This is a genomic window from Sulfurimonas lacustris (assembly GCF_059705355.1).
The window spans coordinates 1,831,498-1,857,239 of record NZ_AP046125.1 but is presented as its reverse complement, the minus strand read 5'-3'; the positions used below and the strand labels follow the sequence as shown (position 1 = coordinate 1,857,239).

Annotated in this window: 24 protein-coding genes; 7 read left to right on the top strand and 17 right to left on the bottom strand. The window is 41.2% G+C overall.

What is annotated here, in order from left to right:
• Genes tatC through AC6H4V_RS09600 form a run of 5 tightly spaced genes read right to left on the bottom strand, consistent with a single transcriptional unit; the run spans position 1 to position 3,841 of the window.
• Entirely contained in the window at positions 1-807 is an 807-nt protein-coding gene (gene tatC / locus AC6H4V_RS09620) for a twin-arginine translocase subunit TatC (protein ID WP_497606666.1), read from the bottom strand.
• The gene (tatB, locus tag AC6H4V_RS09615; protein WP_497606665.1) at positions 800-1,222 is read right to left on the bottom strand and encodes a Sec-independent protein translocase protein TatB; all 423 of its coding nucleotides are present in this window, start codon (positions 1,220-1,222) and stop codon (positions 800-802) included. The genes tatC and tatB overlap by 8 nt, the downstream gene beginning before the upstream one ends.
• A 51-nt stretch (positions 1,223-1,273) precedes the next feature.
• Positions 1,274-2,326, bottom strand: coding sequence for a radical SAM family heme chaperone HemW (gene hemW, locus AC6H4V_RS09610; protein ID WP_497606664.1), 1,053 nt, complete (start codon positions 2,324-2,326; stop codon positions 1,274-1,276).
• Between the two features lie 3 nt (positions 2,327-2,329).
• The gene (locus tag AC6H4V_RS09605) at positions 2,330-3,448 is read right to left on the bottom strand and encodes a methyl-accepting chemotaxis protein (RefSeq protein ID WP_497606663.1); all 1,119 of its coding nucleotides are present in this window, start codon (positions 3,446-3,448) and stop codon (positions 2,330-2,332) included.
• A gap of 9 nt (positions 3,449-3,457) precedes the next feature.
• Entirely contained in the window at positions 3,458-3,841 is a 384-nt protein-coding gene (locus tag AC6H4V_RS09600; protein WP_497606662.1) for a PAS domain-containing protein, read from the bottom strand.
• A 125-nt stretch (positions 3,842-3,966) separates the two neighbouring features.
• Here AC6H4V_RS09600 and AC6H4V_RS09595 point away from each other — a divergent pair, with 125 nt between their 5' ends.
• The 6 genes from AC6H4V_RS09595 to AC6H4V_RS09570 are packed head-to-tail and all read left to right on the top strand — an operon-like array spanning position 3,967 to position 9,273.
• Complete coding sequence (locus tag AC6H4V_RS09595; RefSeq protein ID WP_428729158.1) at positions 3,967-4,437, top strand: RNA pyrophosphohydrolase; 471 nt, start codon at positions 3,967-3,969, stop codon at positions 4,435-4,437.
• Positions 4,438-5,649 (top strand): aspartate kinase, encoded by a 1,212-nt coding sequence (locus tag AC6H4V_RS09590; protein ID WP_497606661.1) that lies wholly within the window; start codon positions 4,438-4,440, stop codon positions 5,647-5,649.
• 4 nt (positions 5,650-5,653) lie between these two features.
• On the top strand, positions 5,654-6,202 hold the full coding sequence (locus AC6H4V_RS09585; RefSeq protein WP_428729156.1) for a HobA family DNA replication regulator: 549 nt from the start codon (positions 5,654-5,656) through the stop codon (positions 6,200-6,202).
• The gene (locus tag AC6H4V_RS09580) at positions 6,189-6,806 is read left to right on the top strand and encodes a DNA polymerase III subunit delta' (protein WP_497606660.1); all 618 of its coding nucleotides are present in this window, start codon (positions 6,189-6,191) and stop codon (positions 6,804-6,806) included. Before AC6H4V_RS09585 ends, AC6H4V_RS09580 begins: the two co-directional genes overlap by 14 nt.
• Positions 6,796-7,938 (top strand): dihydropteroate synthase, encoded by a 1,143-nt coding sequence (gene folP, locus AC6H4V_RS09575; RefSeq protein WP_497606659.1) that lies wholly within the window; start codon positions 6,796-6,798, stop codon positions 7,936-7,938. The genes AC6H4V_RS09580 and folP overlap by 11 nt, the downstream gene beginning before the upstream one ends.
• Before the next feature lie 9 nt (positions 7,939-7,947).
• Entirely contained in the window at positions 7,948-9,273 is a 1,326-nt protein-coding gene (locus AC6H4V_RS09570) for a diguanylate cyclase (RefSeq protein WP_497606658.1), read from the top strand.
• Here AC6H4V_RS09570 and AC6H4V_RS09565 read toward each other — a convergent pair.
• From AC6H4V_RS09565 to grpE, 4 genes are all read right to left on the bottom strand, one after another.
• Entirely contained in the window at positions 9,270-11,009 is a 1,740-nt protein-coding gene (locus AC6H4V_RS09565) for a sensor domain-containing diguanylate cyclase (RefSeq protein ID WP_497606657.1), read from the bottom strand. The genes AC6H4V_RS09570 and AC6H4V_RS09565 overlap by 4 nt on opposite strands.
• Before the next feature lie 119 nt (positions 11,010-11,128).
• Complete coding sequence (locus AC6H4V_RS09560; RefSeq protein ID WP_497606656.1) at positions 11,129-12,124, bottom strand: hypothetical protein; 996 nt, start codon at positions 12,122-12,124, stop codon at positions 11,129-11,131.
• A 136-nt stretch (positions 12,125-12,260) separates the two neighbouring features.
• Positions 12,261-14,144, bottom strand: coding sequence for a molecular chaperone DnaK (gene dnaK / locus AC6H4V_RS09555; RefSeq protein WP_497606655.1), 1,884 nt, complete (start codon positions 14,142-14,144; stop codon positions 12,261-12,263).
• A gap of 90 nt (positions 14,145-14,234) precedes the next feature.
• Entirely contained in the window at positions 14,235-14,780 is a 546-nt protein-coding gene (gene grpE / locus AC6H4V_RS09550; protein ID WP_497606654.1) for a nucleotide exchange factor GrpE, read from the bottom strand.
• Positions 14,781-14,948: 168 nt separating this feature from the next.
• Between grpE and AC6H4V_RS09545 the strand changes: the two genes are divergently transcribed.
• Positions 14,949-16,940 (top strand): AsmA family protein, encoded by a 1,992-nt coding sequence (locus AC6H4V_RS09545; RefSeq protein WP_497606653.1) that lies wholly within the window; start codon positions 14,949-14,951, stop codon positions 16,938-16,940.
• Here AC6H4V_RS09545 and AC6H4V_RS09540 read toward each other — a convergent pair.
• The 8 genes from AC6H4V_RS09540 to AC6H4V_RS09505 all read right to left on the bottom strand — a co-directional run bounded on the left by AC6H4V_RS09540 (position 16,929) and on the right by AC6H4V_RS09505 (position 25,463).
• Positions 16,929-18,836: an EAL domain-containing protein gene (locus tag AC6H4V_RS09540; RefSeq protein WP_497606652.1), complete on the bottom strand. Its 1,908-nt coding sequence runs from the start codon at positions 18,834-18,836 to the stop codon at positions 16,929-16,931. The genes AC6H4V_RS09545 and AC6H4V_RS09540 overlap by 12 nt on opposite strands.
• Positions 18,830-19,261, bottom strand: a complete 432-nt coding sequence (locus AC6H4V_RS09535) for a hypothetical protein (RefSeq protein ID WP_428729146.1) — start codon at positions 19,259-19,261, stop codon at positions 18,830-18,832. Before AC6H4V_RS09535 ends, AC6H4V_RS09540 begins: the two co-directional genes overlap by 7 nt.
• Positions 19,262-21,124, bottom strand: a complete 1,863-nt coding sequence (locus tag AC6H4V_RS09530) for a TonB-dependent receptor plug domain-containing protein (RefSeq protein WP_497606651.1) — start codon at positions 21,122-21,124, stop codon at positions 19,262-19,264.
• Between the two features lie 48 nt (positions 21,125-21,172).
• Entirely contained in the window at positions 21,173-21,748 is a 576-nt protein-coding gene (locus AC6H4V_RS09525; protein WP_497606650.1) for a ComF family protein, read from the bottom strand.
• A gap of 160 nt (positions 21,749-21,908) precedes the next feature.
• The gene (locus AC6H4V_RS09520) at positions 21,909-22,127 is read right to left on the bottom strand and encodes a hypothetical protein (RefSeq protein WP_428729143.1); all 219 of its coding nucleotides are present in this window, start codon (positions 22,125-22,127) and stop codon (positions 21,909-21,911) included.
• Between the two features lie 42 nt (positions 22,128-22,169).
• Positions 22,170-23,960, bottom strand: coding sequence for a translation elongation factor 4 (gene lepA, locus AC6H4V_RS09515; RefSeq protein WP_497606649.1), 1,791 nt, complete (start codon positions 23,958-23,960; stop codon positions 22,170-22,172).
• 14 nt (positions 23,961-23,974) lie between these two features.
• Positions 23,975-24,901 carry a ribose-phosphate pyrophosphokinase gene (locus AC6H4V_RS09510; protein ID WP_428729141.1) on the bottom strand — a complete coding sequence of 309 codons (927 nt, stop codon included), beginning with the start codon at positions 24,899-24,901 and terminating at the stop codon, positions 23,975-23,977.
• 271 nt (positions 24,902-25,172) lie between these two features.
• Positions 25,173-25,463 (bottom strand): hypothetical protein, encoded by a 291-nt coding sequence (locus tag AC6H4V_RS09505; protein WP_497606648.1) that lies wholly within the window; start codon positions 25,461-25,463, stop codon positions 25,173-25,175.
• Between the last annotated feature and the right edge of the window lie 279 nt (positions 25,464-25,742).

The window sequence follows — 25,742 nt, the reverse complement described above, 5'->3', positions numbered from 1 at the left end:
TTAGTTCTCTAGCTTTTTTGTGTTTTGATCGTCTTCTTCATCGTCATCATCATCGAGTGCATTATCTTCTTCAGTAGCAGGATTAACTGCTCTGACGATAAGGATAGAGACGCCATAGAGAATAATAAGTGGAAGAGCCATAAGAAGCTGTGTGAGTACATCGGGTGGAGTAAGCAGAGCTGCTACGATAAAGATAATAACGATAGCGTATCTGAAAAAATCAATCATCTGTCTATCGTTAATCATACCAAGAAGTGCTAACGTGTAGGCAAAAACAGGAAGTTCAAAAGCGATACCAAAACCAAACATGATTTTTGTAAAAAACCCTACGTAATCCTCTATGTTGATAAGCGGAGTAAACTTGAAACTACCAAAAGAGATAAGGAAGTCAAAACCAAAAGGGGTGACGACATAGTAGGCAAACAAAACCCCAACTGCAAACATAGTTGTTCCACCAAAGATAAAAGGAAGAACCATTTTTTTCTCATTTGCATAAAGTGCAGGGGCTACAAATGCCCAAATCTGAGCAAGTATGATAGGCAGAGCACCAACGATTGCGGCAAAGAAAGAGACTTTAAGAGCTACGAAGAACGCTCCACCTACTTGATTTGTTGTGACCATTCCATCTGCTGCATGAACAGAAACTTTACCGACTTCCAAAAGGGCTGCATTGAGTGGTGCAACAATCCAAGCCAAAATCGGTTCATGGAAGTAAAACATAACAAAAAACATAACTATAAGGCTGCCAACTGAGATGGCTAGTCTTTTTCTAAGTTCTATTAGGTGTGGTTTTATCTCATCAAACATTTTTAGTATCTTCTTTTTTCTCTAGGGTCTCTTCACTCTTTTTTTTAGGGAGTGTTACTTCATCGGGTTTGCTTTGCACAAGAGGCGTAGCTGGTTTTTCAGGAGCATCAAAAATACCGCCAAAATCATCATCTTCAAGTGTTGTGAGTTTTGCTGCCATCTGCTTGATGTCGGTAGCACTTTTGACTTTGTCGCTAGCATCAACGAGCTCTTTTTTGTACGCAAGAGCCTCCTCTTTCATGCTTTTGACATTCATCTCCTCTTCAATGGAGCTTTTCATGTTGTTGATAGTGTTTTTTGTATTTCTAAAAAATTTCGCTATTTGAACCATTGTATCGGGCAATTTATCTGGTCCAAGGAACAAAATAGCAATGATTGCAATGACAAGTATCTCTGTAAAACCCATACCAAACATAAAAAATCCTCAAAGTATAATTGCGGCAATTCTAGCTAAAAGAAAATTAAACTACGATATAAAAAGAGCTATTTCATCTGCTAAAAGATACTCTGGGTTGTAAAAAGTGCCATTTTGAAATATAAGTTTTTTTTCATCTGCTAAAAGATATGCTCTATAAAGTTCTTGCGTGCCCAGTATCTCTTGCTTGATTCCAACACAAGAACGCAGTCCCAAAAAGATTTTCTCTAGTCTAATCTCTTCATCGCCAAGTGTCTCTTTTTGGATGTTTAGCGGGTTAGCGATGTATGCTTCAACGTCTGGAGTCGGATAGAATCTCTCATGTGCCAGTTTGCCAACGGCTCCGCTTCCAAGCCCGATGTACTCTTTGTACTCCCAGTACCCAAGGTTGTGTTTGCTCTGGTAGCTGCCAAAATTGCTAATCTCATACTGCTCAAATCCAAATGCTTTTATCTTCTCAAAAAGCCATGTGGTCAGTTCTAGCCTCTCATTGGACATTTGGGGTTTGGATGCAAAGGGAGTGCCCTCTTCGATGGTAAGCGCGTAGGCACTGAGGTGGTTGATGGGGAGGGCAAAAGCAGTGTTTAAGTCCTCTTCCAAAAGCGCTTTTGTATCTCCAAGCGTGGCATAGATAAGGTCAAGCGAGATATTTTCAAATCCTGCCTCTTTGGCGTGCAAAACTGCCTCTTTTGCTTGAAGCGGGGTGTGCGCACGGTTGAGGAGGCGTAACTTCTCTTTGTCAAAGCTCTGCACCCCAAAACTGATACGCTCTACTCCAAGGGCACGCATCCCAAGAAGCCACTCTTTTGTGGCACTGTTAGGGTTGGCTTCGCTTGTTATCTCGGCATCTTTTTTGAGGTAGGGCTTGAGTTTTTCAAAGAGATTTTTGTAGAGTTTAGGCGCCACGGTTGAGGGTGTACCACCGCCGATAAAGAGAGTTTCTATGGAGTTTGGAGTGACGCAAAAGCGCTCTAGCTCAAAGTCTAGCTGAACTAAGAGTGCCTCCATGTAACTCTCTTTGAGGTGAAACTTGTCCACATAAGAGTTAAAAGAGCAGTAGTAACACTTAGAATCACAAAAAGGGATGTGAATGTAGAGCAACATCCCTTATTTTGAGAGGTTGCTAAGTGTTGCGATGATTTCATCCATTTTGTTGCTTATGAGACTAACATCATTAGAGATATCGTTGACCTCTCTTGCATTTTTGTTGAGTGCATCAGAGCTCTCAGAGATAGATTGGATAAGGATATTTGTTGTTGCAGAAGTTTCAGCGAGACTTTTTTGTGTTCTCTCTGCAAGTTTGCGTACTTCATCAGCTACAACGGCAAATCCACGACCATGCTCACCAGCGCGTGCAGCTTCGATAGCAGCGTTGAGTGCCAAAAGATTTGTCTGCTCTGCGATGTCGCCGATAGTTGCTAAAATCGTCTTTGTTTCATTTGCGTTGGTTACAAGTGTTTGAAGTCCCTGCACCATGTCGTCCTCTTTTTGTGCAACACTGTGGATGCGCTCTACTGCATCGCTAATCATCTCTTTGAGTTCTTTGATGGTTGAGTTGGTGATTTGACCAATCGTCTCATTAAGTCTTTTAGAAGATTCAACTATGGTCTCTTGGCTCTCGTGGTTTTTTTGCTCCATGCTCTGAAGCGCTTCACCTAGAGAGTTGATGTTGTTGAGCAAATCTGCCATTTTTGCCTCAACATGGACATAGCTTCTTGTTGCAAAAAGTCCTTGTGAGAACTTTTGAAGCGTTAGTATGGCATTGTCAAGATTTTTCTCAGTAGAATCAAGCATATTGTTGAGGCTATTGCGCAACACATGGACATAAGGTGTTTTTGAGTCAGAGCCAACCCTGCAAGAGTAGTGTCCTTTTGCAACTTTGTCTGTTAAGAGAACCATCTCCCCCGCAACTCTTGTGTCTTCTAAGACAGAGTCTTGGTATGCGGTTACTATCTTGTTAAAGTTCGCCTCTGCATCGTTTTTTGGATTTTCATCAATCTTGATTTTGTTTCTTTTAAACTCCATCATTTCGATAAGTTCTAATCTTTTTTGATTAAGAACGTTTGTGGTTCCTTGCGCGCCGACAAATGTGTTGAGTGCAAAAACAACTCCAAATACGACAACTGCTACTACGGCTTGGATAACTGCCGAATCAGTAAGAAAAAGAGAAGCAATAAGGGCTATAAAAGCTACAGCGATGATACTATTTTTTGTTATGTTGTTCATGTGTGATTCCTAGTTTAAAGTACTATAGAGTGCTTGAGCTTCTGCTATTTCTGAGGGAGAAGGTTTTCTTCTGCATGAGAGGTAAGTCTGCTCTTTTCTTGTTGCATCATACATTGGATAAACTGTTGCATAGACCCAGTAAAAACCGCCATCTTTTGTCATGTTTTTGACATAACCGTGCCATACCTTGCCACTTTTGATAGTCTCCCACAAATCTTTAAAGGCAGCTTTTGGCATATCTCTATGACGTACTACGTTGTGAGGCTTGCCGACAAGCTCTTCAAGCGAGTAGCCTGCAACCTTGCAAAAGTCATCATTTGCAAAGAGAATCTTCCCTTTTGCATCGGTTTGAGAAACTAAAAAATCATCATTTTTTAAGACGTACTCTTTCATTTTTTTATCTCTTTTTCTTGGAATGTGTCGCAATTATAGCACGGAAAAAATAGAATTGGTAACAAATTAGCTTATTTTAAACCCACCTTTTGTACAATTGCGCCACGAAATGAGGAAGTGAACTTATGACCCAAAAAGATTTGTATCGCCCAAATGTTGCGATGATTATCGTCTCAAGCAGTTATCCCAGTGCGAGGGAGATTTTCTTGGCGCAAAGAAATGATTTGCTTGATGTGTGGCAGTTTCCTCAAGGCGGTATCGATGAGGGCGAAGAGATTCAAGAAGCTCTTTTTCGAGAGCTTAAAGAGGAGATTGGTACCGATAGCGTTGAGGTGATTGCAGAGTTTCCTGAGTGGATATCGTACGATTTTCCTCCTAAAATCGCCCAGAGTATGAAGCCTTTTGTAGGACAAAAACAGAGATATTTTTTAGTAAAACTCAAAGAAGATGCTGTTATAAACATCCAGACACAGCATCCTGAGTTTTGCGACTATAAGTTTGTGAGTGTCGATGAAGCGCTGAGTATGAGTGCGAGTTTCAAAAAAAATGTATATGAGTGTGTGATTAGTTATTTCAAACAAGAGGGATTATTGTAGATGTTGATAGTTCAAAAATTTGGCGGAACGAGTGTTGGTGATTTGGAGCGTATCCAGAATGTGGCAAATCGTGTAAGCGAGACAAAAAAAGCCGGAAATGATGTGGTGGTAGTTGTCTCTGCTATGAGTGGCGAGACGAACAAACTTGTGGCGTATGCGGAGCATTTCTCAAAAAACCCTGCCCGTGGCGAGGTGGACATGCTGCTAAGTTCAGGCGAGAGAGTTACCGCTTCACTTCTGGCGATTGCACTCACCGAGATGGGATTTCCTGCGGTTTCTATGAGCGGAAGAAAAGCAGGAATTGTAACAGATAACGTTCATACAAAAGCCCGCATAGAGGAGATAGACCCAACGGCTATGAATGAAGCACTCAAAGAGGGCAAGATTATAGTCGTCGCTGGATTTCAAGGCGTTTCTCAAGATGGTAATGTTACTACTTTGGGGCGCGGTGGAAGTGACCTCTCGGCAGTTGCCATCGCTGGTGCTATCAAAGCGGATTTGTGTGAGATATATACGGATGTAAGCGGGATTTTTACAACCGACCCACGCATCGAACCAAAAGCAAAAAAACTCAATGAAATCTCTTATGATGAGATGCTTGAACTTGCCTCTTTGGGCGCGAAAGTGCTTCAAAATCGCTCTGTTGAGCTGGCAAAAAAACTCAACGTAAACCTAGTCACAAGAACAAGCTTTACCAATGAAGAGGGAACATTAATCACAAAGGAAGAAAATATCATGGAAAAACCATTAGTTAGCGGAATTGCACTCGACAAAAACCAAGCACGTGTTTCACTTGTAGGCGTAAAAGATAGACCCGGAATCGCATCGGATATCTTCACAAAACTCTCAAACAACAGTGTCAACATCGATATGATTGTTCAAAATGTTGGTCATGACGGCAAAGCAAATATGGACTTTACCGTTCCTAAGGGTGACTTGAATGATGCAAAGAGTGTTGTAGAGTCATTTGTCAAAGAGTCTGAAGTGGATGCTGTCTCTTACGATGAAGATATCTGCAAAGTATCTATCGTCGGTGTGGGGATGAAGTCGCATACGGGTGTTGCGGCAAAAGCGTTTGCAACGATGGCGGCTGAAAATATCAATATCAACATGATTTCAACATCGGAGATAAAAATCTCTATGATTATCGCGGAAAAATATGCGGAGTTGGCTGTAAGAGCGCTTCACAACGCATACGAACTCGACAAGTAGCCTTATGCAAGAATTTGCTCAATGGAGTCTGGATGCCATCAGAGAAGAGGGTGGCTGCTTTAGTTGGATAGAAGAGCAGCGTTTCGACTGGACGACAACCACTTCTCAAGCGTTGGAGCAGATTTTGGGAGGCAAAACGATTATCCTTATCACAGATGAGAAGAGAAAGTGGTTTGAGACCTATCTTTTGGACTTTTTAAACTCTTCTATGATGGAGAGACCGCTTCTTCCCATTGTGAGCATCGATAGCATCTACAGACACTACAACAACATAAGTGGCGGAGAGATGATTGATGTGGTGGAAGATATGATCTCTTTGGCGCATAAGGATGAGTACTTTTTTTGGTACATCGGCAGGGGTGACGATAGAAGAGCAGACATCGCAAAGAGAAAAGATACAAGTTACTTTTGGATTTTTGATGAAGAGTACTTAAACGCATTTCACCTAAAATCCTACGATAAACTCCTTGATATAAAACTTTTGCAACTCTACCGTCTCTTTAACGCATCTCTTAATGCGGCGATGTTTGGAGAAGTTGATGTTGGAGCTTGATTTTACAAAGAGCCACATTATCATCTCCCCAAATATTGAAGCTGAGTTTGAACAACTCAAAAATGCACTCAAACCAAAAAGAGTTGTGGGCTTCATAGAAGATGAGTTTAAAATCGAACACGCAAAAGCGGCGGTTGCAGAGGCGTACATAAGCGAATCGGAGACAAAGTACATCGTCTTGGGTGCGAACAACTTTAACGCTATCTCCCAAAACTCACTTTTAAAAGCACTTGAAGAACCTCCTAGAAATATAGAATTTATCATCATAGCACCTACAACGTCCAACCTCCTTCCCACGGTTCGCTCTCGTTTGCCCATAGTGAAAAAAAAGGGTGAGAGAAAGATACAGGAGTTTCCTTTTTCTCTTGTCAAGGTCGGATATAAGGATGTTTTTGATTTTTTAAAGATGGCTTCAAAGGTGGGCAAGAGTGAAGCGCAAGAGCTGATGGAAGCGCTTTACTATCGTGCAACGGTTGTGGACAAACTTCTGCTCTCAAGCGCGCAACTTGAGAATTTTGACAAAGCGTACAGACTGCTGGAGCTAAATGCAAGACCACAGAGTGTTTTTGCACTTTTGCTTATGGGGTTTATAAATGGAAATTGAAGTTTTATCACGTGACACTTTAGTAGAGAAGTATCTCAAAAATCTCAAGGTAGATGATGGCGGTGTTGCTATCATGGCATCCAAAGCGGCGCATCATCTTATACTTTTGCGGGACTTGCATGTTGGGGCGGCAAATATCTTAAAGCAGGATGCACTAAGCGTGGGGGCTGACTTGGCGGTGCCTCGGGGGACGGTTATCGCTAAGACACCGTTTGTGGATGCGCTTCTTATCGCAACTTCAAGACAGCTTCAAACGCTTAGTAAAAAAGAGCTCGCACAGCCTTTTGGGCTCAAAGAGGTGGCAAAAAAACTTCAAGAGATTTTACGAGTAAAAAAGCCTTCAAAAGTAGAAGTGATGGGCGTTATCAATGCCAATGACGATAGCTTTTTTTCTGCCTCTCGCTTTAAGCAGAGCGGTGCGATAGAGGCTATAAGAGGCATGATTGCCGATGGTGCGGACATCATCGACATAGGCGGTGTCTCTTCTGCGCCAAACTCCAAAAAAGTAACAAAAGAGGAAGAGTTAGAGCGTGTAAAACCGATTCTTGATTTAATTCAAGATGAAAAACTTTACAAAGAGGTACAATTTAGCATAGACAGTTATGAGCCGCTTGTGATTGAGTATGCGCTTAAGTGTGGTTTTAGTATCGTCAACGATATCACGGGGCTCTCTGATGATGAGGTGTGTAAACTCTGCGCAAGCAGTGGTGCAAAAGCGGTGATTATGCATATGCAAGGCACGCCTCAAACGATGCAGGAGCGTCCAGAGTATGAGCATGTTTTGGGTGATGTGTACGCATTTTTTGAGGAGAGGATGGCAAAAGCTGCCTCTTTTGGTGTAGAAGATGTTGTTTTGGATGTGGGCATAGGTTTTGGCAAGACGCTGGAGCATAACTTGATGCTACTCAAACATCATGAACACTTCCTCACTCTTGGCAAACCGCTGCTTGTCGGTGCTTCAAGAAAATCTATGATAGATAAGATTGCGCCGTCTCTGCCGCATCAGAGGCTCTCAGGAACGCTCACACTGCATCTTGAAGCGGTTAAAAATGGAGCTTCGATTATTCGGGTGCATGATGTGTTTGAACATGTGCAGGCTTTAAAGGTACAAAAAGCATTAGATGCTATATGAGGTAAAAAAATGAGATTTCCAACTGTTGGTGAGATAGCTACTACAAAGGTTGTCACGGTAACGAGAGAGAGCATTCTCTCTGATGTGATTGATGTGATGTGCCATCATGGACACAGAAATATCATCGTAGAAGATAGAAACTCCTTTTTCCTTCTTGGCATCAACGATATCTTGAGCGCAAAGATGAGAGTACCAAATCTTGACATCTCCATAGGCTCTCTGGAACTTGCTAAAATCCCAACAGTTTATAAAAATGAAAATATCCTTAGCACTATCGAGTATCTCAACTGTAACTTAGAACACATTTGCGCACTCAATGAAGATGGAACACTCTATGGGCTTTTGACACATACAGACATCACAAGCAGCATAGACCCCGATACGCTTATGAACAGTTTTTGTCTTGATGATTTTTTAAAACTTGGCAAAAGAGTCAAGTGGATACGCAAAGAGACAAAAACATCGGTGATTTTGCAAGAGATGATAAACAATGCAACTGATAGCGTGATGATAGTAGAAGAGAGTAAGCCAATAGGCATCTTCACGACCAAAGATGTTGTCAAAATCATAAGAAAAAACCTAGATGTAGAAGCGCCCATCAGCACCTATATGTCCTCGCCTGTCGATACGCTGGGTAAAGAGAGCAGCGTAAAAGAAGCGCTTGATTTTTTGGCACAAAAACACTATAAAAGAGTGGTTGTCGTCAACGATGATGGCTCACTTAGTGGCATGATAACACAAAAAGAGCTTATCTCTTTGGCATACTCAAAATGGGCGATGCTTACAAAAGAGTATCAAGAGGAGCTAGGCAAAATCAACGAATCTCTTATCAAGAAAAATGCGCAGATAGAGCATCTGGCATCACGTGACCCGCTTACAAACCTCTATAACCGCTATAAATTTTCAAAGCTTTTTGAGCTTTCGCATCAGTCGATGGTTGAGAGAGAAGGGATGATGTCGCTTGTGATGGTTGATGTTGATTTTTTTAAAAAGATTAACGATACTTATGGACATGGTGTTGGCGATAAAGTGCTTGTAAACATCTCAGAACTCTTTTTGTCTCTTTTGCGAGATGAGGATATCGTCTGCCGCTGGGGTGGCGAAGAGTTTGTTATCCTTCTACCCTCCGCAAACCTAAAAGACGCGCTCTCTTTGGCCGAAAAACTCCGAGGGCGCATCGAGATGATGGAGATAGAGACTGTCCATAAAGTAACAGCGAGTTTTGGTGTGACTCAGGTAAGAGTAGATGATGACCTCAAAAGTGCGGTCGATAGAGCGGACAGTGCACTTTATAGGGCAAAAGATGCCGGTAGAAACTGCGTGGTGCAGAACTAGCCGACACAAACTCGGTTGCGCCCTTGTGATTTGGCTTCGTAGAGTGCGACATCTACTCTTTTGAACATTTCTGCACCCTCTTCATCTTTGTGTGAGGTAACAACGCCAAGACTAATAGTTGCATGTTGAACCACGCTAAAGTTGTTTTCATCAACCGCTTTTCTTACTCTTTGTGCTATCTCTTGCGCTTCTTGCAGAGATGTTTGAGGCAAAAATATCATAAACTCCTCTCCACCAACGCGTCCAAAGATATCCTCTGTTCTTAAGCACCCCTTTACAACCTCTGTTATCTCCATGAGGACAATATCGCCGATATTGTGCCCATAAGTGTCGTTGATGCGCTTGAAATAGTCTATGTCAAACATAAGAAGAGAGAACTCTTTTTGCTCATTTTTATGTTTTTTGAGCTCCTCGTTAAAGGCGTTTAAAAAAGAGTAACGATTTTTTATCTGGGTGAGAGAGTCGGTGTTGGCGATGTACTTCATTTTGATATAAGCGTTTTCAAGTTCTTGCGTTCTTTTGCGGATCTTCTCTTCAAGCGCTAAGTTGAGCTCTTGAAGTTCGTTTGATTTTCTCTCTAGTGCCATTTTTAAAAGTGCAAATTTCGTCTGAAGCTTTTTGGAAATAAAGATGGAAATCCCAAGAGAAGCCAGAGTAAAGAGCAGAGCGTAGATTTTGAGCATAAAGATTTTTGCGTCATTACTCTCTTGCATCTGTGCTTTTTTTTCAGCAGCGATATGCTCTATGCCATCGGTATAAAAACCGCTGCCGATGACCCACTCTGTGTGTGGAACTTTTTGGAAGTAGGAGAGCTTGGTCTCCACCTTGCCGCTGTCTGGGTTTTGCCACGTATAGGAGATGAAATCGCCAAAATTAGAAGAGTTCTTGCTTAAGAGCTTTTGAGTAAGCGTTTTGTAGGTGGGACTTTGAGACGTAAGAAGATTTTGCCCCTCAAGCTCTGGGTTGCTAGAGTGTAGAATCACCTTGCCTTTGGTGTCAAAAACAAAAAAGTACCCTTGCGTGTTTTTGTTGATATTTCTTAGGATGTCAAGTGCTGTTTTTTCTATCTCTTGCGTGGTGCTATCAAGATACTCAGAAGAGCCCAGATAGAGATCAAACATCTCAAAATCTTTTACAAAAGCAACTTGCTGGTATTGGATAGAGGGGTCTTTGTTTGGGCGTGTAAAGGTGTCCCACAAAAAACCCTCACCCTCTCTTGAAACAAGGGCAATCTCCTCTTGGATAACATATCTGCCCGTAGCGTCTTTAAAATCTAGGATGCTTTTGCCCTCTAACTCTTTGAGGTACTCAGGCGCTAGGGTAAAGACGCCTTTTTTGTCTAAAATAAAGATAAAACTCTCGCCTTCGTTCCAGACCATAGGACGCAACGCATCTGTTATCATCTTTTTGATACTGCTTGCATCTTTTGTGGCGCTGTTTTGTTTGTAGATATTTTGACCAATCGCATACGCCTGTTTTACTCTGTCTTTGACTTTTTCTTTGAGCCTCTCTTCGATGGTGGAGCGTTCATACACCATAAAGTCAACCGCCATTTTTACTTTGGAGATGGTGTTTTGCTTCTGTTGTGAGATGAGCTCCTCTTTGAGGTTCGCAGTTGTGGTGTTAAAGAGCTCTTGTGTAAAAAAAATGTAGTTGAAAAAGATAAGAAATACAACAAGTGGGATAAAGAGAACGGGACCGATAGTGATAAGTTTGAGAAGATTTTTTTCATTCATGGCAGTTACCTTTAGCTGTTACACTTTACTTCAAAATGCGTAAAAAATGAGAAAAAATAGCAACAAAAGATAACATTTGCCTAAGTGCTTACTAAAAAGTAACACTTAGAGCACGAAAACTAGAAAGAAGGGGGCGCTATGTATTTGCCTTTGACGATGCGACACCCTTCTCCTTTTGGAAATATTTTACGGCGCTCGATCCATTGAGGCTCTTGATTTTGCGCGTCAAACTTGATTTTTGCTTTGGATGCATCAAGTTCAACAATGGTTCCGCAGTTTGTCTGCATGCCAACTTTAAGCGTTTTTCTAAAATTTTCAATCTTTTGTGCTTGTTGCTGTAGGGTTGATTGCTCTTTTTTGGTAAGGGAGTAGTTCTCTCTCTCAAGCTGTTGTTCGCTTTTGTTGTAGAGGTCTTGGTAGCTTCTTGGCAACCTTTGGGATGCCCCTTGCTTTTTGAGCTCTTCATCTCTGAGATGCTCAAGGTTTTTGAGTGCGAGATGGAGCATATCTTGCGCGTTTGCATAGTCGGCATACTTCTTTACAAAGTCGTTAAACGCATCAACAGTGGATGCTTTTTGAAACTCCTCTTGGCATAGCGCAAACTTAAAGCTCTCTTTTTTTGCTTCGATGGCAGCAAGGAGTTTTGTCTCAATAACGGCTTTGTTGATTGCTGATTTGCTTATGTACTTGTACTTTGGCGCACTTTGGTTGAGGTTGATGATATGCTCTGCAATATTTGTAGCCTCAGGAACTACCCCAAATTTTGTTGTGCAAGGGGTGTAGCGTGTGCTGTTGGACTCTTTGCAGAGATAGTGATTTGTTTTTGTGGCATTGTTCTCTTCTTCAAAATGCGGATAGATATTGCCGTAATCTTGCGTGACGCGAAGAATCTCTTGATTGGTAAATTTTCTTCTAATGACGGGTTTGTCCTCAATCTCTAGTATCTTCCAGCCCTCTTTGTTTTTTTCTAGGAGTGCATAGTAGTACCCGCTTTGGCTGACATAGTCACTTTTTGGTTCTGGGGGTTTTGGAGCTGTAACTTTAGGCTGCCCTGAGGTACACCCTATGAAAAAAAGAGGAAAAAAAAGCGCATAAAACGCTGCTTTGTAAAGCATGGTGTTCCTTTGGAAGAAGTCTAGTATAAAGGCAGATTTATAGCATATTTTTTGGTTGCTTCATTCGCAATGATGTGGTCATTGCGAGAATAAAATCTATGAAGCAACCTAAGTGACGCAGAAAGTTAGGTTTTAGTTATTCTATCTCAGCGTCGATAACGTCGTCATCCGCTTTTTTCTTTGAAGTATCAGCACTTCCTGCTTCACCTTCATTGCCTTTGTACATCTGCTCTGCCATTTTATGGCTTGCTTCCGTCAAAGTTTTTACTTTTGCTTCGATTTGCTCTTTTGTAGAGTTTGTGTCTTTGAGAACATCTTTGAGTTCAGTGATAGCTGTTTCGATTTTTGCTTTCTCTTCAGCACTGATTTTATCGCCGATTTCGCTTAAAGATTTCTCTGTTTGAGCGATAAGCGCATCCGCTTGGTTTTTAAGCTCTACAAGCTCTTTGCGCTTCATGTCTTCTGCTTTGTGAAGTTCAGCGTCTTTTACCATCTTGTTAATCTCATCTTCGCTAAGCCCAGACGAACCACTGATAGTGATAGACTGTGATTTGCCCGTACCTTTGTCTGTTGAGCTAACAGTGAGTATTCCGTTTGCATCGATGTCAAAAGTAACTTCGATTTGAGGTACACCTCTTGGAGCTGCTGCAATGTTTCCTAGTTCAAAAAGACCTAAAGACTTGTTATCTCTTGCAAACTCTCTCTCGCCTTGAACAACCGAGATACTAACCGCTGGCTGGTTGTCCTCTGCCGTTGAGAAGATTTGAGACTTTTTAACAGGGATTGTTGTCCCTTTTTCGATGATTTTTGTCGCAACGCCGCCTAAAGTCTCGATGCCGAGTGAAAGTGGAGTAACGTCAAGAAGAAGTACGTCTTTAACATCTCCTCTTAAAACACCGCCTTGGATAGCCGCACCTGCTGCAACAACTTCATCAGGATTTACGCTCTTGTTTAGAGTTTTACCGCCAAAGTAGTCTGAAACCATCTTTTGAGCAAGTGGAACACGGATAGAACCACCAACCATGATAATCTCTTTGATATCGCTGTTTGACAAGCCAGACTCTTTCATAGCTGTTTTGATATGCTCAATAGTCTCTTCAACAAGCTTTTCAATCATACTCTCAAATTTTGCACGCGTAAGTTTGATAACTAAGTGCTGTGGTCCAGCTTCTGTCATCGTGATAAACGGCAGGTTAATCTCTGTTTCAGTAGAAGAACTTAACTCTTTTTTAGCATTTTCTGCTGCATCTTTAAGTCTTTGAAGTGCCATTTTGTCGTTTTTAAGCTCTACACCGTGAGAACTCTTGAACTCGCTGCTTAGGTAGTCAACGATTTTGTTGTCAAAGTCGTCTCCACCCAAAAATGCGTTTCCATCCGTTGAGAGAACTTCAAAAGTACCCTCGCTAATCTCTAAAACAGTAACGTCAAATGTCCCGCCGCCCAAGTCGTAAACAAGAACGTTCTCATCGCCTTTGCTCTCTAAACCGTATGCAAGTGCAGAAGCAGTCGGCTCATTAATGATACGTAAAACGTTAAGTCCTGCAATAGTTCCCGCATCTTTTGTAGCTTTTCTTTGTGCATCGTTGAAGTAAGCCGGAACCGTGATAACTGCGTCAGTTACAGTAGAACCTAAGTAAGCCTCAGCATCCTCTTTTAGTTTTGAGAGGATTTTTGCAGAAATCTCTTGTGGAGTATAAATCTTGCCCGCAACATCAACTGCAGCCATGCCGTCTTTGTTAACGATGTTGTAAGTTACCTTATCGTGAGCCGCTTTTGCGTTCTCTTCGTTCATCATAAGACCCATAATTCTCTTGATAGAAGAGATAGTTTTGTTTGGGTTTGTGATCGCTTGACGTTTTGCAGGGTCACCTACTAAAACCTCGCCTTTATCTGTAAATGCAACTACTGAAGGAGTCGTGTTTTTACCCTCTTTGTTAGGGATGATTTTTGCCTCACCACCTTCATAAACTGCTACACATGAATTTGTTGTTCCTAAATCTATACCTATTACTTTACTCATAATTTTATTCCTTAATTTGATTTTTTATATTTTTCGAGTGATATTCTAGCACTCTGTCATTTTTTAAAATGCTACTTTAGTAGCAAAAAACTAATTTGCTACTACAACCATCGCTTCTCTAAGCGGTCTATCTTTATATTTGTATCCTGTTTGGAAAGTTTGAACAATCTGACCGCTCTCTACAGTGTCACTATCTACACTTTGGATGGCATTGTGGATGTTTGGATCAAAAGGCTCATCATGAGAGACCATTTTAACACCGTGTCTCTCTAGTGATGTGATAAGCTGCTTTTGAGTCAGCTCGATCCCCTCTTTAAGTTTTGTTAAAAGTTCTTCACACTTTGCATCGGTATTTACCGAACTGAGTGCACCTTGAAGTGAGTCAAGAACGGGAATCATGTCTTTTGCAAACTTTTCGTTTGCATACTCAACAGCCGTATATTTTTCTCTCTCTAATCTTTTTTTTATGTTTTCAAAATCTGCATGAACTCTGGCATACTTATCTTTAAGTTCGCTCATCTCAGCCTGTAAAAGGTCAAATTCGTTTTCAACTGCTACCGCTTCTGCCGCCGCTTCATCTAATTCAACTTTTTCAAGATCTTCGTTTTGATTCTCTTCTTTATTTTCATGAGACATAGTCGCTTCACACTCCTTTTCTAAAAAGATGGCACAATTATACATATTGAGTGTAACAATGTCAAGAGAAAGTTAAGCAAAATTACTTAATTAACTTTAGTCTTTTACTATCAACTTTAGGATGTAACTTTTTTATAGTATCATTTTTAAAAAAATACAAGGATATAGATGAAGTTTTTAGCTTGGATAGGCGCAATTATTGCTACTTTGGTTCTAACGCTTTATATAGTTGCTTTTACACCGCTTGGAAATGGTCTTATCAAGCCAATGGTAGAAGCAAAGATACAAGAGGCGACGCAAACACAAAGTAAACTTGAGACTTTTTTGCTTACTATGAGTGATTTTGAAGTAGTATTGAGTTTAAGTGAGGGCAACCGCATCACGGCAAAAGGCGCATACTCGCTTTTTTCGCGCTCTTTCGATGTTGACTATGTGCTTGATTTGAAAAATCTTCAAGCGTTAGAGAGCTTTGCGGGACAGCCGTTGCGAGGGGCACTCTTTAGCGATGGAGAGGTCAAAGGTGATATGGCTTTGATGCGCATAGATGGAAAAAGTACGATTGCACAGAGTCAAACGTCGTATAGCGTTACACTTGCGGATTTGAACCCAACCTCCATCATCGCTACTATCAAGGGTGCGAAACTCGCTTCACTTTTGCAAATGACAGCGAAAAATCCTTATGCAACGGCAGATGTCGATATGGATATCAACTTTAAGAACATCAAAGCAGGCGCGCTTGATGGGGCGGTAGTGCTCAAGACAAAAGAGGGCAGACTTGACCCAAAATATATGCTGAGTGATTTTAATGTTACCATCCCAAACACCTCTTTTGCTATGAATCTTGACGCAGCACTGCAAGGGAGTGATATCAACTTTAAGGGCGAACTTCTCTCAAACCTTTTTAAAATTACCTCTGCGGGCAGCGTCACTCCCCAGACGCTTAAAACAGATGTGATCTACGCACTGAGTGTTCAAGACCTTGAAGTGCTCAAACCTCTAACGGGGGCAGATGTCAGAGGAGCGCTCAATCTCAATGGCAGTGCAAAAGGAGATAGAGAGAGGCTGGTGGTTCAAGGTGTGAGCGATTTGGCATCATCTAACACAGTTTTTGAAGCCACACTCAAAGAGTTGAAACCCTTGACACTTAGAGCAAAAGTAGCAAATCTTGATGTGGCAAAACTGCTTTATATGCTCAAACAGCCACACTACAGCGATGGGCTCTTCTCTATGGAAGCAGATATAAGCGATATGAATCCAAAAAATCTCAGCGGACAGGTTGTGACGTCGCTTACAAAAGGTGTTCTTGATACCGCTTATCTTACAAAAGCCTATGCACTTACCTCGCCTATGCCAAAGACAACGTTTGATGCCACAACCACAACGCTTCTCAAAGGTTCTTTTGCAGATACCAAGATAGACCTAAACTCCAACCTCGCAAACCTTGATGTAAAGAGCGCAAAGTATAACCTAGAAGATAAGACGCTTAAGAGTGATTATAAACTTTTTGTCTCCAACTTAGAAGCACTCTCTTTTGTGACAAAAGAACGTTTGCGAGGAGAACTTAGCGCAACTGGCACGGTAGAGAAGGGCAAAGATTTGGATGCGACTATGAGTGCCGCTCTTGCGGGCGGAAAGATGGAAGCCAAACTTCATAATGATGACCTGCACGCAACCCTCAACGCACTCAAGACAACAAAACTGCTCTCTATGCTCTATCGCCCTGAACTCTTTGATGCCTCACTCAATGCAAAACTTGACTATAACTTGGCGCAAAGCAGAGGAAAGCTTGATGGACAGATAAGTAATGGTGTGTTTGCCAAAAATCAGACCTTTGACCTAATCAAGCAGTTTACAAAAGTTGATATGTACAGAGAAAACTTCAATGGAGATATAGGAGCAAAGATGGAAAAAGAGAAGATACTTGTTTCACTTGATTTGCGCTCCAAAGAGACAGCAATCAAAACAACAGATACAAAGCTCAATACAAAAACAAATCAGATAGAGTCAGATTTGAGTATCGTTGCCAAAAGTGATAAAGTCGATGCAAAACTTAGCGGTGACATAGATGCGCCAAAAGTAAGTGTGGATTTGGAGAAGTTTTTGCAGTCTGAAACAGGAAAAAAAGCGGTTGAGAAGTTGTTCAAAAAGTTACTGAAATAACTCCTCATTCGTGGTGAGATTTGGCTTTGGCTCTGCGATGTAGTACCCTTGCATGTAGTCGATATCAAGTTGCAGAAGTTTGTCATATACCTCTTTTGAGTGGACAAATTCTGCTATGGTCTGCATGTTGCTCTGCGCTGCAAAATGGATGATACTTCTGACAACTTTAAAATCTTTGCTGTTTTTATGGATATTTTTGATGAGTGAGCCATCGATTTTGAGGTAGTTTGCCTCAGTGTCGATGATGCGCTTGAAGTTAGAGTAGCCGCTTCCAAAGTCATCGATGGAGACTTTTGCTTTGAGTGAGTGAAGCAGCTGAATCTTTTGCTTAAAGAGGTTGATGTCGTCAACTTCATCGCTCTCTAAAATCTCAAAAGTAACACGTGATGCGAGGTAGTGGTCTGCGCGGAGTGCTTGGACGATGGTATCTTCGATATCTGGGTTGTTGAGATCTGAGAAACTAATGTTAATGCTTACAAGCTTTTGGTTTGTTTTAAACTTCTCAAAAACAAGGGCTAAAATCCTCTGTGTGAGTTTATAGTGCATGTTTGTGAGCTTTATCTGAGGCAAAAATTGGTAAGGCATAACGACTTTGCCCTCTTCATCAAGGATACGAACAAGTGCTTCATACTTGAAGATAGAGCCTGTTTTATGGTCGTAAATGGGCTGGTAGTAGCATGTGACGCGGTTTGTATCAAGAGCTTCTTTGACAAAAGCCAAATCTTTTGAGGAAGAGGAGGATGAGGCGGTTGTTAGCTTCTTTTCATCATAGACGGTAACTCTGTTTCTTCCATTTTTCTTCGCATGGTAGAGCATCGCATCGGCTATTTTTACCGCCTCTTGCATGTTTTTCTCCAAATGCGGGTTGACGTGCAGACCAATGGAGACAGTCACAGAAATCTCATGCCCATCATAAACAAACTTCTCTTTGGCAATGTTACTTCTAATCCTCTCACAGATATCTCGTTTTGTGTTATCGCGGTTGTTGATAAGAAGCAAAAACTCCTCTCCGCCATAACGCACCAAGATGTCATTGTCGCGGATAGAGTTTTTGATGATTTTACTTGCATGTGAGAGAACATAGTCCCCCGTTTTGTGTCCGTATGTGTCGTTGATGATTTTAAATTTATCTAGATCTAGCATCGCAAGAGAGTAGTTTTCAAGGTTGAGTACAGAGCCAATCTCCTCAAGGTAGTTTCTGTTAAATGTTTTTGTAAGTGGGTCTGTAAAAATCTTTCTTTTGGTGATAAAGTAGTGGAAAATCTGCATCAATGTCATTGCCATAAAAATGACGATAAAGAGCGTCAAGAGCGTAAAAAGAGTTTCAAGTGGCTTGATGGACTCAAGGATGATTGCCTTGATATCTGTTGTAAAGTCGATGTTAAAAAGAGCGACAACTTCGCCATCTTTGATGATGGGGTGCAGATAGGTGAGGTAGAGGTTTTCTACATTTTGCTGCTTGATGAGTTGCGGTTTTTTTGTACTGTACGCAAGTTCATACTCAGGAGCATTGACATCAAATTTTTGGTTAAAGCTTGCTTTGTCTGTTTTGGATGCATCGAGTAAAAAGCGAAACTTTTGTGTTGCATCTCTATATAAAATATAGGAGTACTTGACATCAGATGTGAGCATCATAGAGAGCATCTCTTCATACTGGGTGGTGTGCTCTTTATCTTCAAAGAAGGTGGCTAAATCTTGAAATTCATGTTCTTTGGCATGTGCGAGTATCTGCTGTTGCATATTTTGTAAAACATAAGCCATTTGGTTTATCTCATGCTTTTCTATGCGCTCAAAAATGGACTCTTTAGATTTTGAAATCTCATTGTAGGTATAAACAAAAAACAACCCAAGAAGAAAGAGAAGAAAAAAGATAAAAAATTCTCTTCTCTTTACCATATCTTCTCCTCGACATACATCTCAAGCTCTTGAGAGATTTTTATCTCATGGAGTTTCAATCGAGATTCTATGAGAACAACGTTAGGTCTGCCTTTTTTCCAAAACATGGAGCCAAAACTCTCTGGAATCTCTTTGAGAAGTGTATAGTCAAGTACAAAAACTGCTTTTTGGCAGAGCTGTTTTGGAAGATTTTTCGTCTGTTCTACGATAAGAAGTGTAGCCTCGCGGCAGTCATCTGCCGTTTTCAAGCGTCCTTTTTTCTCAAACTCTTTGAGAAGCGTTTTGTTGTCAGACCAGAGGATAATCTCTTTGTTTATCTCTATATTTTGAAAAATTTTTTCTAAAATTTGCGCTTGAATCATCTCTTTTCCTTGCTCTGCAAAGAGTGATAGTGCTAAAAAGAGAAGAAGAAAAAGCTTTTTCATCTAAAAAATATACTCCAAAGTCAAGATGCCACGTCGCTCAAGTGCAGGAACCATTGCCCCTTTGATGCTTGTCTCGATTGCCCTGTCAAAGATGTTTTCCCCTTTGAGCTTTATGTTGAGATTTTTGTTGTAGTGGTAAATCGCTCCTGCGGTGTAGTCGTACCCCGCATCCATACTCACGCCATCAACTCCAATATAAGAGGAGCGATAGATGAGCTCATTGTAAAAGTCAAACTTGCCAAATGTGGAGTAAAGCTGCACAAGTGCGCCTGTGTCAGAGCTAAAAGAGTAGTTGTCTTTGTATGTTCTAAAGTACTCAGCGATAAGTTTGTTATCCGCGTCAAATCTATACTCTAGGTTGAGAGAAAATTGAGAAAAATCTGAACTTCCACTATTGTTGACATATTGTTGGAGTGAGTGGTTAAAAACAATCCCATCTTTAGATTTGGACGCTCCTCCTCCAAGAGTAAGTGTGAGTTTCTCTTTTTTGTACTCAAGTTCTGCTTTGATAACGCGATTTTTTGAAACCCTCAAATCAGGATTTGGAATAATTATGGGTGAAAAAGTTGTTTGCGCAAAGATAGGGTAAACATGCCCTTTTTGGATAAAGCTCTTTAAAGAGAACTCTTTGGAGAGCTTTGCAAGGTAGGCAAGGCGCAAAAGGTACTCTGTGTTTGCTTTTGTTTCATGGTTGTCGTAGTAGTTTGCTTTAGCACCAAGTGTAATCTGATGCTCTTCGTTTATGTCATAACTATCTTCTCCAAAGAGCATGTAGATGTCAAGCTCTTTTGGACCTGCGGGGTAGCTTTTTTCCATACCGTTACTTTGCAGATTGTCGAGAAAAAATGTTTTAAATTTTGCCTCAGTGCCAAACAAAAAGTTGTGGTCATTGTAGCTATAGCGCTTTTGCAAAAGGATATCGTAGGTGTATGAGCCCGAGGTTACATCAAGATTATTGCTGAGGGAGCTATCAAAAAGGCGCACGCCAGAGCTGTCGCTGTTGAGAACATCGATGATTTCATACGTTCCTGAGATGATAAGCTCTGTCTGTGAAGGGAGGTACTTTGTAAAGTGAAGATAGCTATATGTTGAGGTGATATCGCCATCTTCGACGCTTTGACCAAATCCACTGAAAATATCGCTTTTCTCTTTGGAAGCTCCCCCCTCGATAACGTAGTCATCTTTTTTGGCAAAATTCACATAGAGTTGCCCTCTGCTGCTGTCTCTTGAGAACTCTTTGTTATTTCTGCCTCTCTCCTTGTCAAATCTATTGCCGCTTACATCAACATTTGCAAGATAGGAGTAATCACCAAAATTCTGCGCATCGATAACTTGCCCTCTGCCGCCACCTGTTGAATCAACGGAGCCTTGAAGGACGGTTGCATTTTCACGAGCGGGGTCTTTGGTGTAGAGTTTGATGACCATATTTCCAGATTCGCCATGAAAAGCGATAGCGTTGGATGCTTGGTAAATCTCGATATGGTCGATGTGGTTAAGCCCCATCTGCCCAAACTGTGCAATCCCCGTACCCGCGGTGATAGAGGTGACCTCATAGGAGTTGATATAGATTTTGACAGAGGACATAGACTGCTCAGAGTAGGGGCTCTTTACGATAGCGGTAGGACCAAAAGCAGAGTTCTTGAGCGTAAACATCTTAATCGTTTTAATGATATCGTTGAGTGTATATGCTTGCATCTTATCTAAGTCAGAGCGGCTAAAGATAGTGACGTGACCAGATTTTTCTTGCTTTGTTTCATGGGAGAGTTCGCTTGCCTCACGGTACTGCGAGAGCAAATCATCAAGATTTTCTTCTTGTGCAAAAAGAAGAGTGCTAAAGAAAAGTAAAATAAAAGATAACTTCAAGAAAAACCTTAATTTTTAATAATATGCAAAAGTATATATCTATGATTCTTATTTTAAACTTGCATCAGCCAAAGAGAGGCAAAAAAGAGGCTCTTTGTTGTTCTGTTTTAAAACGCCAATCGCTTCGCTAAAAGTAAGCCCCGTTGTTACGATATCATCAACCAAAATCAGCTCTTGTGCTTTTGTGTTTTCTAGTTTAAAATCTCTAGGGTTTTGCATACGAAACTCTCTGCTTTTGCCAGAGTATGTTACCTTGTTTTTTGCTCTTAGTTTGCCAAACTCCGGTTTTATGCAGCTGCTCTTAAGTGCTTTGTTCAAGATGGCAGTGTGGGAGTAGCCTCCTTTTGGAACATCGTCAACGGCGATAGAGGTTACCTGTGTCTCATACGAAAACTCTTTGGCAAAGAGAGCAAGAGAGTTTTGCGCCAAAATAGTATAGACATAGTAGCCCAAATCGGTATGTTTGGTGTGAAGCAGTGTTTTGATGTCGTCGTATTTGTAAAAGGAGATAACTTCGACATCGTGGAGGATTTTTCTTCTGTAAAGAGAGGGCGTTAAAAAGGTGTTTTGACATTTTTTGCAGATGTGTGACAGCGAGAGGCGTTCACAAAGTAAACATTTCATAAACGACCCCTTCAAATTTAGACTAGACTACTTTTCAGTTCTCCACGTTGTGGCATCGTGTTTAGAGATATAGACAAGAGCAGCAATCGTTAGTGCCGCTAGCGCTAAAGCAAATATTTCAATCATTAGTCCTCCTCATTGAGATTATCAAGTTTTTCTTCTATATCAGTTTCAATTTTTTATAGTAAATACCAAGACCTATGATACCAACAAAACCTATCAACCCCAATATCAAAATAAAAACTGGCTTTTCACCAGATAATACCGCATACACTAAAACAATAACAGCAGAAGAGAGTGCAAAGAGTACATTGAACCAATCTTTACGCTTCTCTCTTAGTATATCAATCTCTTTTATTAGTTTATCTTTTTTGCTCATACTGATATTGTATCAAAATATAAACAAGAGACGATAAATAATTTAATCCATCTTTAAAACAGACATAAACGCCTCTTGCGGCAGTTGTACTTTTCCTATCGCCTTCATACGTTTTTTGCCCTCTTTTTGCTTCTCTAAGAGTTTTCTTTTTCGGGTAATGTCGCCGCCGTAACATTTTGCGGTAACATTTTTGCCCATAGACTTTACCGTCTCTCTTGCGATAACTCTGTTGCCCAAAGATGCTTGGATGGCGACTTCAAAGAGCTGGCGCGGAACTATCTCTTTCATGTTTTTTACCAAAGCACGTCCACGGTACTCTGCCGCAGAGCGATGTACGATGATGCTGAGCGCATCCACGACATCGCCTGCAACGACAACATCAAGCTTGACAAGGTCGCCCTCTCTAAAACCGATAGGCTCATAGTCAAAACTTGCGTATCCTTTGGAGATGGACTTGAGTTTGTCGTAAAAGTCAACGACGATTTCATTCATCGGAAGCGAATACTCAAGCATAACTCTGCTCTCGTTGAGATAGCTCATCTTGTCCTGCACGCCTCTTTTGTTTACCAAAAGCGTGATGATATTTCCCAGATAATCAACCGGAGTGATAACGGTTGCTTTGACATAAGGCTCTTCTATGCGCTCGATTCTGCTGACATGCGGGAGTTCTGAGGGGTTTTGTACCTCTACCATATCGCCGTTTGTAAGATAGACGTTGTAAACAACAGATGGAGCCGTTGCGATAAGGTCAAGGTCAAACTCTCTCTCTAAGCGTTCTTTGATAACTTCCATATGAAGCATCCCAAGAAACCCGACACGAAAGCCAAATCCAAGTGCTACCGATGTTTCCGGCTCATAAGAGAGGGAAGAGTCATTGAGCTTGAGTTTGTCAAGCGCATCACGCAAATCTTCAAATTTATCTGTATCTATCGGGTAAATCCCCGCAAAAACAAACGGTTTTGCAGGCTCGTACTTCATAACAGGCTCTAGGGTTGGGTTTTTTGCATCGGTAATGGTGTCGCCGACATTTACAACATGAACCTCTTTTAGCCCAAGTACGACGATGCCTATCTCGCCGCTTTTGATGACAGCCGTTTTTTTGCGTTTGAGCGGGTGCGGATACATAAGGTCTAGCACCTCATGCTCTTCGCCGTTACTCATAAGGCGTACTTTTTGCCCTACTTTTATCTCGCCGTCAAACACACGCACAAGCGCCAACGCTCCAAGGTAGGAGTCAAACCATGAGTCATAGATGATGGCTTTGGTCGTTGCGTCAGGATTGCCCACCGGTGCAGGGATACGGTCAACGATGGCATCAAGAAGCTCACGGATGCCGATACCTGTTTTTGCGGAGACCAAAACAGCGTCTGTTGCGTCTATGCCGATGCTTGACTCTATCTCTTCGGCTGCTTTTATAGGGTCTGCGGCAGGTAAATCTATCTTGTTTATGACTGGGATAAGCTCTAGGTTGTTCTCCATAGCCATATAAACGTTGGCGATGGTTTGTGCCTCAACGCCTTGCGCCGCATCGACAATAAGTAGTGCACCGTCACTTGAAGCCAAAGATTTGCTTACCTCGTAAGAGAAGTCAACGTGTCCCGGAGTATCGATGAGGTTTAGGATGTAGTGTTCGCCGTCTTTGACATAGTCAAGGCGCACACTTTGCGCTTTGATAGTGATGCCACGCTCTTTTTCGATGTCCATCGTGTCCATCATCTGTTTGCCAAGCTCACGGTCACTCACCGCACCGCACTCTTGAATGATGCGGTCTGCCAAAGTGCTTTTACCATGGTCTATGTGTGCGATGATAGAAAAGTTTCTAATGTTTTTCAATGAATTCCCTTAGGTTATGCAAATAGTGAATTAACACTTTCGTTGTGGTAAACTCTGCGGATAACCTCTGCAAAAAGAGGTGCGACCGTTAAAACGATAATCTTGTCGTGAGGTTTACAAACAAGCGTGTTGGTAACGATAAGCTCGTCAAGTTCGCCGTTTTCAAGGTTTTCATACGCTTTTCCGCTCAGAACTCCGTGTGTCGCACATGCCATAACAGAGGTAGCACCTTTGTTTTTAAGAGCAGTTGCCGCTTTTACCATCGTTCCGGCTGTGTCAACCATGTCATCTATCATGATAACATCTTTGCCCTCAACGTTTCCGATGATGTTCATAACCTCGCTCTCGTTTGCTTTTTCACGGCGTTTATCGACGATAACCATGTCAAGCCCCATACGTGAAGCAAAGTAACGCGCACGTGCAACGCCACCGATATCCGGAGAAGCGATGATAGGGTTTTTGAGGTTTTTGCTTCTTATGTAGTTTTCAAAAGTCACAGAACCGTAAAGATTGTCCACAGGAATGTTGAAAAACCCTTGAATCTGTCCCGCATGCAAGTCGATAGTTACAACTCTGTCAATCCCCGCCGCTTCATACATATCTGCTACAAGTCTTGCTGTAATCGGAACACGAGGAGCGGCTTTACGGTCTTGTCTTGCATAGCCATAGTAAGGAACGACTGCCGTGATACTGGAAGCTGAAGAGCGGCGCAACGCATCCGTCATGATAAGAAGTTCCATAAGGTTGTCGTTGGATGGCGCACCGGTGGATTGGATGATAAACACATCACGACCTCTCACGCTCTCGGAGATTTGAATCGAAATCTCACCGTCGCTAAATCTCTTAACATCAGCTCTTGCCATCGGAACATCGAGTATCTGACAAACCTCTTGAGCAAATTCTACGCTAGCAGAACCGGCAAAAATCTTATAACCACGCATGGGATACCTTTGAGAAAAAATTATGAAATGATACTAAAAGTGTGCTGAGGAGTTGTTAAAATGGGAGGATGATAAAGAAAATTTAAATTGGTGGAGCTGTGGAGGATTAAATCTATTGCTTTATATCCCAATAATAGGCATTATTCTTATTTACTTTATATATTTATACCCTTAAAAATACCCTTGTACTTAATTTTTCGATTTATATCAATAATTTTTATTTATAAAGATATATACATTTACACAAAAACTGTACCTATTTGCGTAAAAATCATTCCTCAACATTCGGCATCAAATTTATATTTGTCTTATTAATGTCAGCAGTATTATTTATATCTTCGGTTAAATATCTATATGCTGCATAAGGCGGAACTAGAATAGCAGTAAGAGCAGCTTTTGAACCTTCAGAGGCGATAAAGCCAGCACCAATAACTATATAAACAGGCGTGTTAATAGTATGCTTGGCTATCTTTTCAGACATAGCATCATCATCTTTAATGGTGCAGCCGGTTAAGAAGAATATGTTACAGGCTAGTAAAAAAGCTAATGTTTTTATTTTCATATCAACCGACCTTCTTTATTATCTTATGCGGATACTTGCATTTTAACGCCAAATGAACTCATTACTTTCATGATAGTATAAAATTTGTAAGCGGTAAAATGTGTTGAAATTTCCCATCTTAAACGATTTGTAGCTAAAATTTGGCTACTGTATTGACCTACCACACTTGAATACAGTATTATGTATCAGTAATAGTCATATTACCAGCTTGCACTGTATTGACCTACCACACTTGAATACAGTATTATATCTAATAAATAATTCAATGACTGTAGGTCG

Coding starts and splice junctions, on each gene's coding strand:
- tatB (WP_497606665.1), bottom strand. CDS start 1,222: ATGTTTGGTATGGGTTTTACAGAGATACTTGTCATTGCAATCATTGCT.
- AC6H4V_RS09540 (WP_497606652.1), bottom strand. CDS start 18,836: ATGGTAAAGAGAAGAGAATTTTTTATCTTTTTTCTTCTCTTTCTTCTT.
- AC6H4V_RS09595 (WP_428729158.1), top strand. CDS start 3,967: ATGACCCAAAAAGATTTGTATCGCCCAAATGTTGCGATGATTATCGTC.
- AC6H4V_RS09565 (WP_497606657.1), bottom strand. CDS start 11,009: ATGAATGAAAAAAATCTTCTCAAACTTATCACTATCGGTCCCGTTCTC.
- hemW (WP_497606664.1), bottom strand. CDS start 2,326: ATGTTGCTCTACATTCACATCCCTTTTTGTGATTCTAAGTGTTACTAC.
- AC6H4V_RS09505 (WP_497606648.1), bottom strand. CDS start 25,463: ATGAAAATAAAAACATTAGCTTTTTTACTAGCCTGTAACATATTCTTC.
- tatC (WP_497606666.1), bottom strand. CDS start 807: ATGTTTGATGAGATAAAACCACACCTAATAGAACTTAGAAAAAGACTA.
- AC6H4V_RS09510 (WP_428729141.1), bottom strand. CDS start 24,901: ATGCGTGGTTATAAGATTTTTGCCGGTTCTGCTAGCGTAGAATTTGCT.
- AC6H4V_RS09560 (WP_497606656.1), bottom strand. CDS start 12,124: ATGCTTTACAAAGCAGCGTTTTATGCGCTTTTTTTTCCTCTTTTTTTC.
- AC6H4V_RS09580 (WP_497606660.1), top strand. CDS start 6,189: ATGTTGGAGCTTGATTTTACAAAGAGCCACATTATCATCTCCCCAAAT.
- AC6H4V_RS09525 (WP_497606650.1), bottom strand. CDS start 21,748: ATGAAATGTTTACTTTGTGAACGCCTCTCGCTGTCACACATCTGCAAA.
- AC6H4V_RS09590 (WP_497606661.1), top strand. CDS start 4,438: ATGTTGATAGTTCAAAAATTTGGCGGAACGAGTGTTGGTGATTTGGAG.
- folP (WP_497606659.1), top strand. CDS start 6,796: ATGGAAATTGAAGTTTTATCACGTGACACTTTAGTAGAGAAGTATCTC.
- AC6H4V_RS09605 (WP_497606663.1), bottom strand. CDS start 3,448: ATGAACAACATAACAAAAAATAGTATCATCGCTGTAGCTTTTATAGCC.
- AC6H4V_RS09535 (WP_428729146.1), bottom strand. CDS start 19,261: ATGAAAAAGCTTTTTCTTCTTCTCTTTTTAGCACTATCACTCTTTGCA.
- AC6H4V_RS09545 (WP_497606653.1), top strand. CDS start 14,949: ATGAAGTTTTTAGCTTGGATAGGCGCAATTATTGCTACTTTGGTTCTA.
- grpE (WP_497606654.1), bottom strand. CDS start 14,780: ATGTCTCATGAAAATAAAGAAGAGAATCAAAACGAAGATCTTGAAAAA.
- AC6H4V_RS09520 (WP_428729143.1), bottom strand. CDS start 22,127: ATGAGCAAAAAAGATAAACTAATAAAAGAGATTGATATACTAAGAGAG.
- AC6H4V_RS09570 (WP_497606658.1), top strand. CDS start 7,948: ATGAGATTTCCAACTGTTGGTGAGATAGCTACTACAAAGGTTGTCACG.
- AC6H4V_RS09585 (WP_428729156.1), top strand. CDS start 5,654: ATGCAAGAATTTGCTCAATGGAGTCTGGATGCCATCAGAGAAGAGGGT.
- AC6H4V_RS09600 (WP_497606662.1), bottom strand. CDS start 3,841: ATGAAAGAGTACGTCTTAAAAAATGATGATTTTTTAGTTTCTCAAACC.
- dnaK (WP_497606655.1), bottom strand. CDS start 14,144: ATGAGTAAAGTAATAGGTATAGATTTAGGAACAACAAATTCATGTGTA.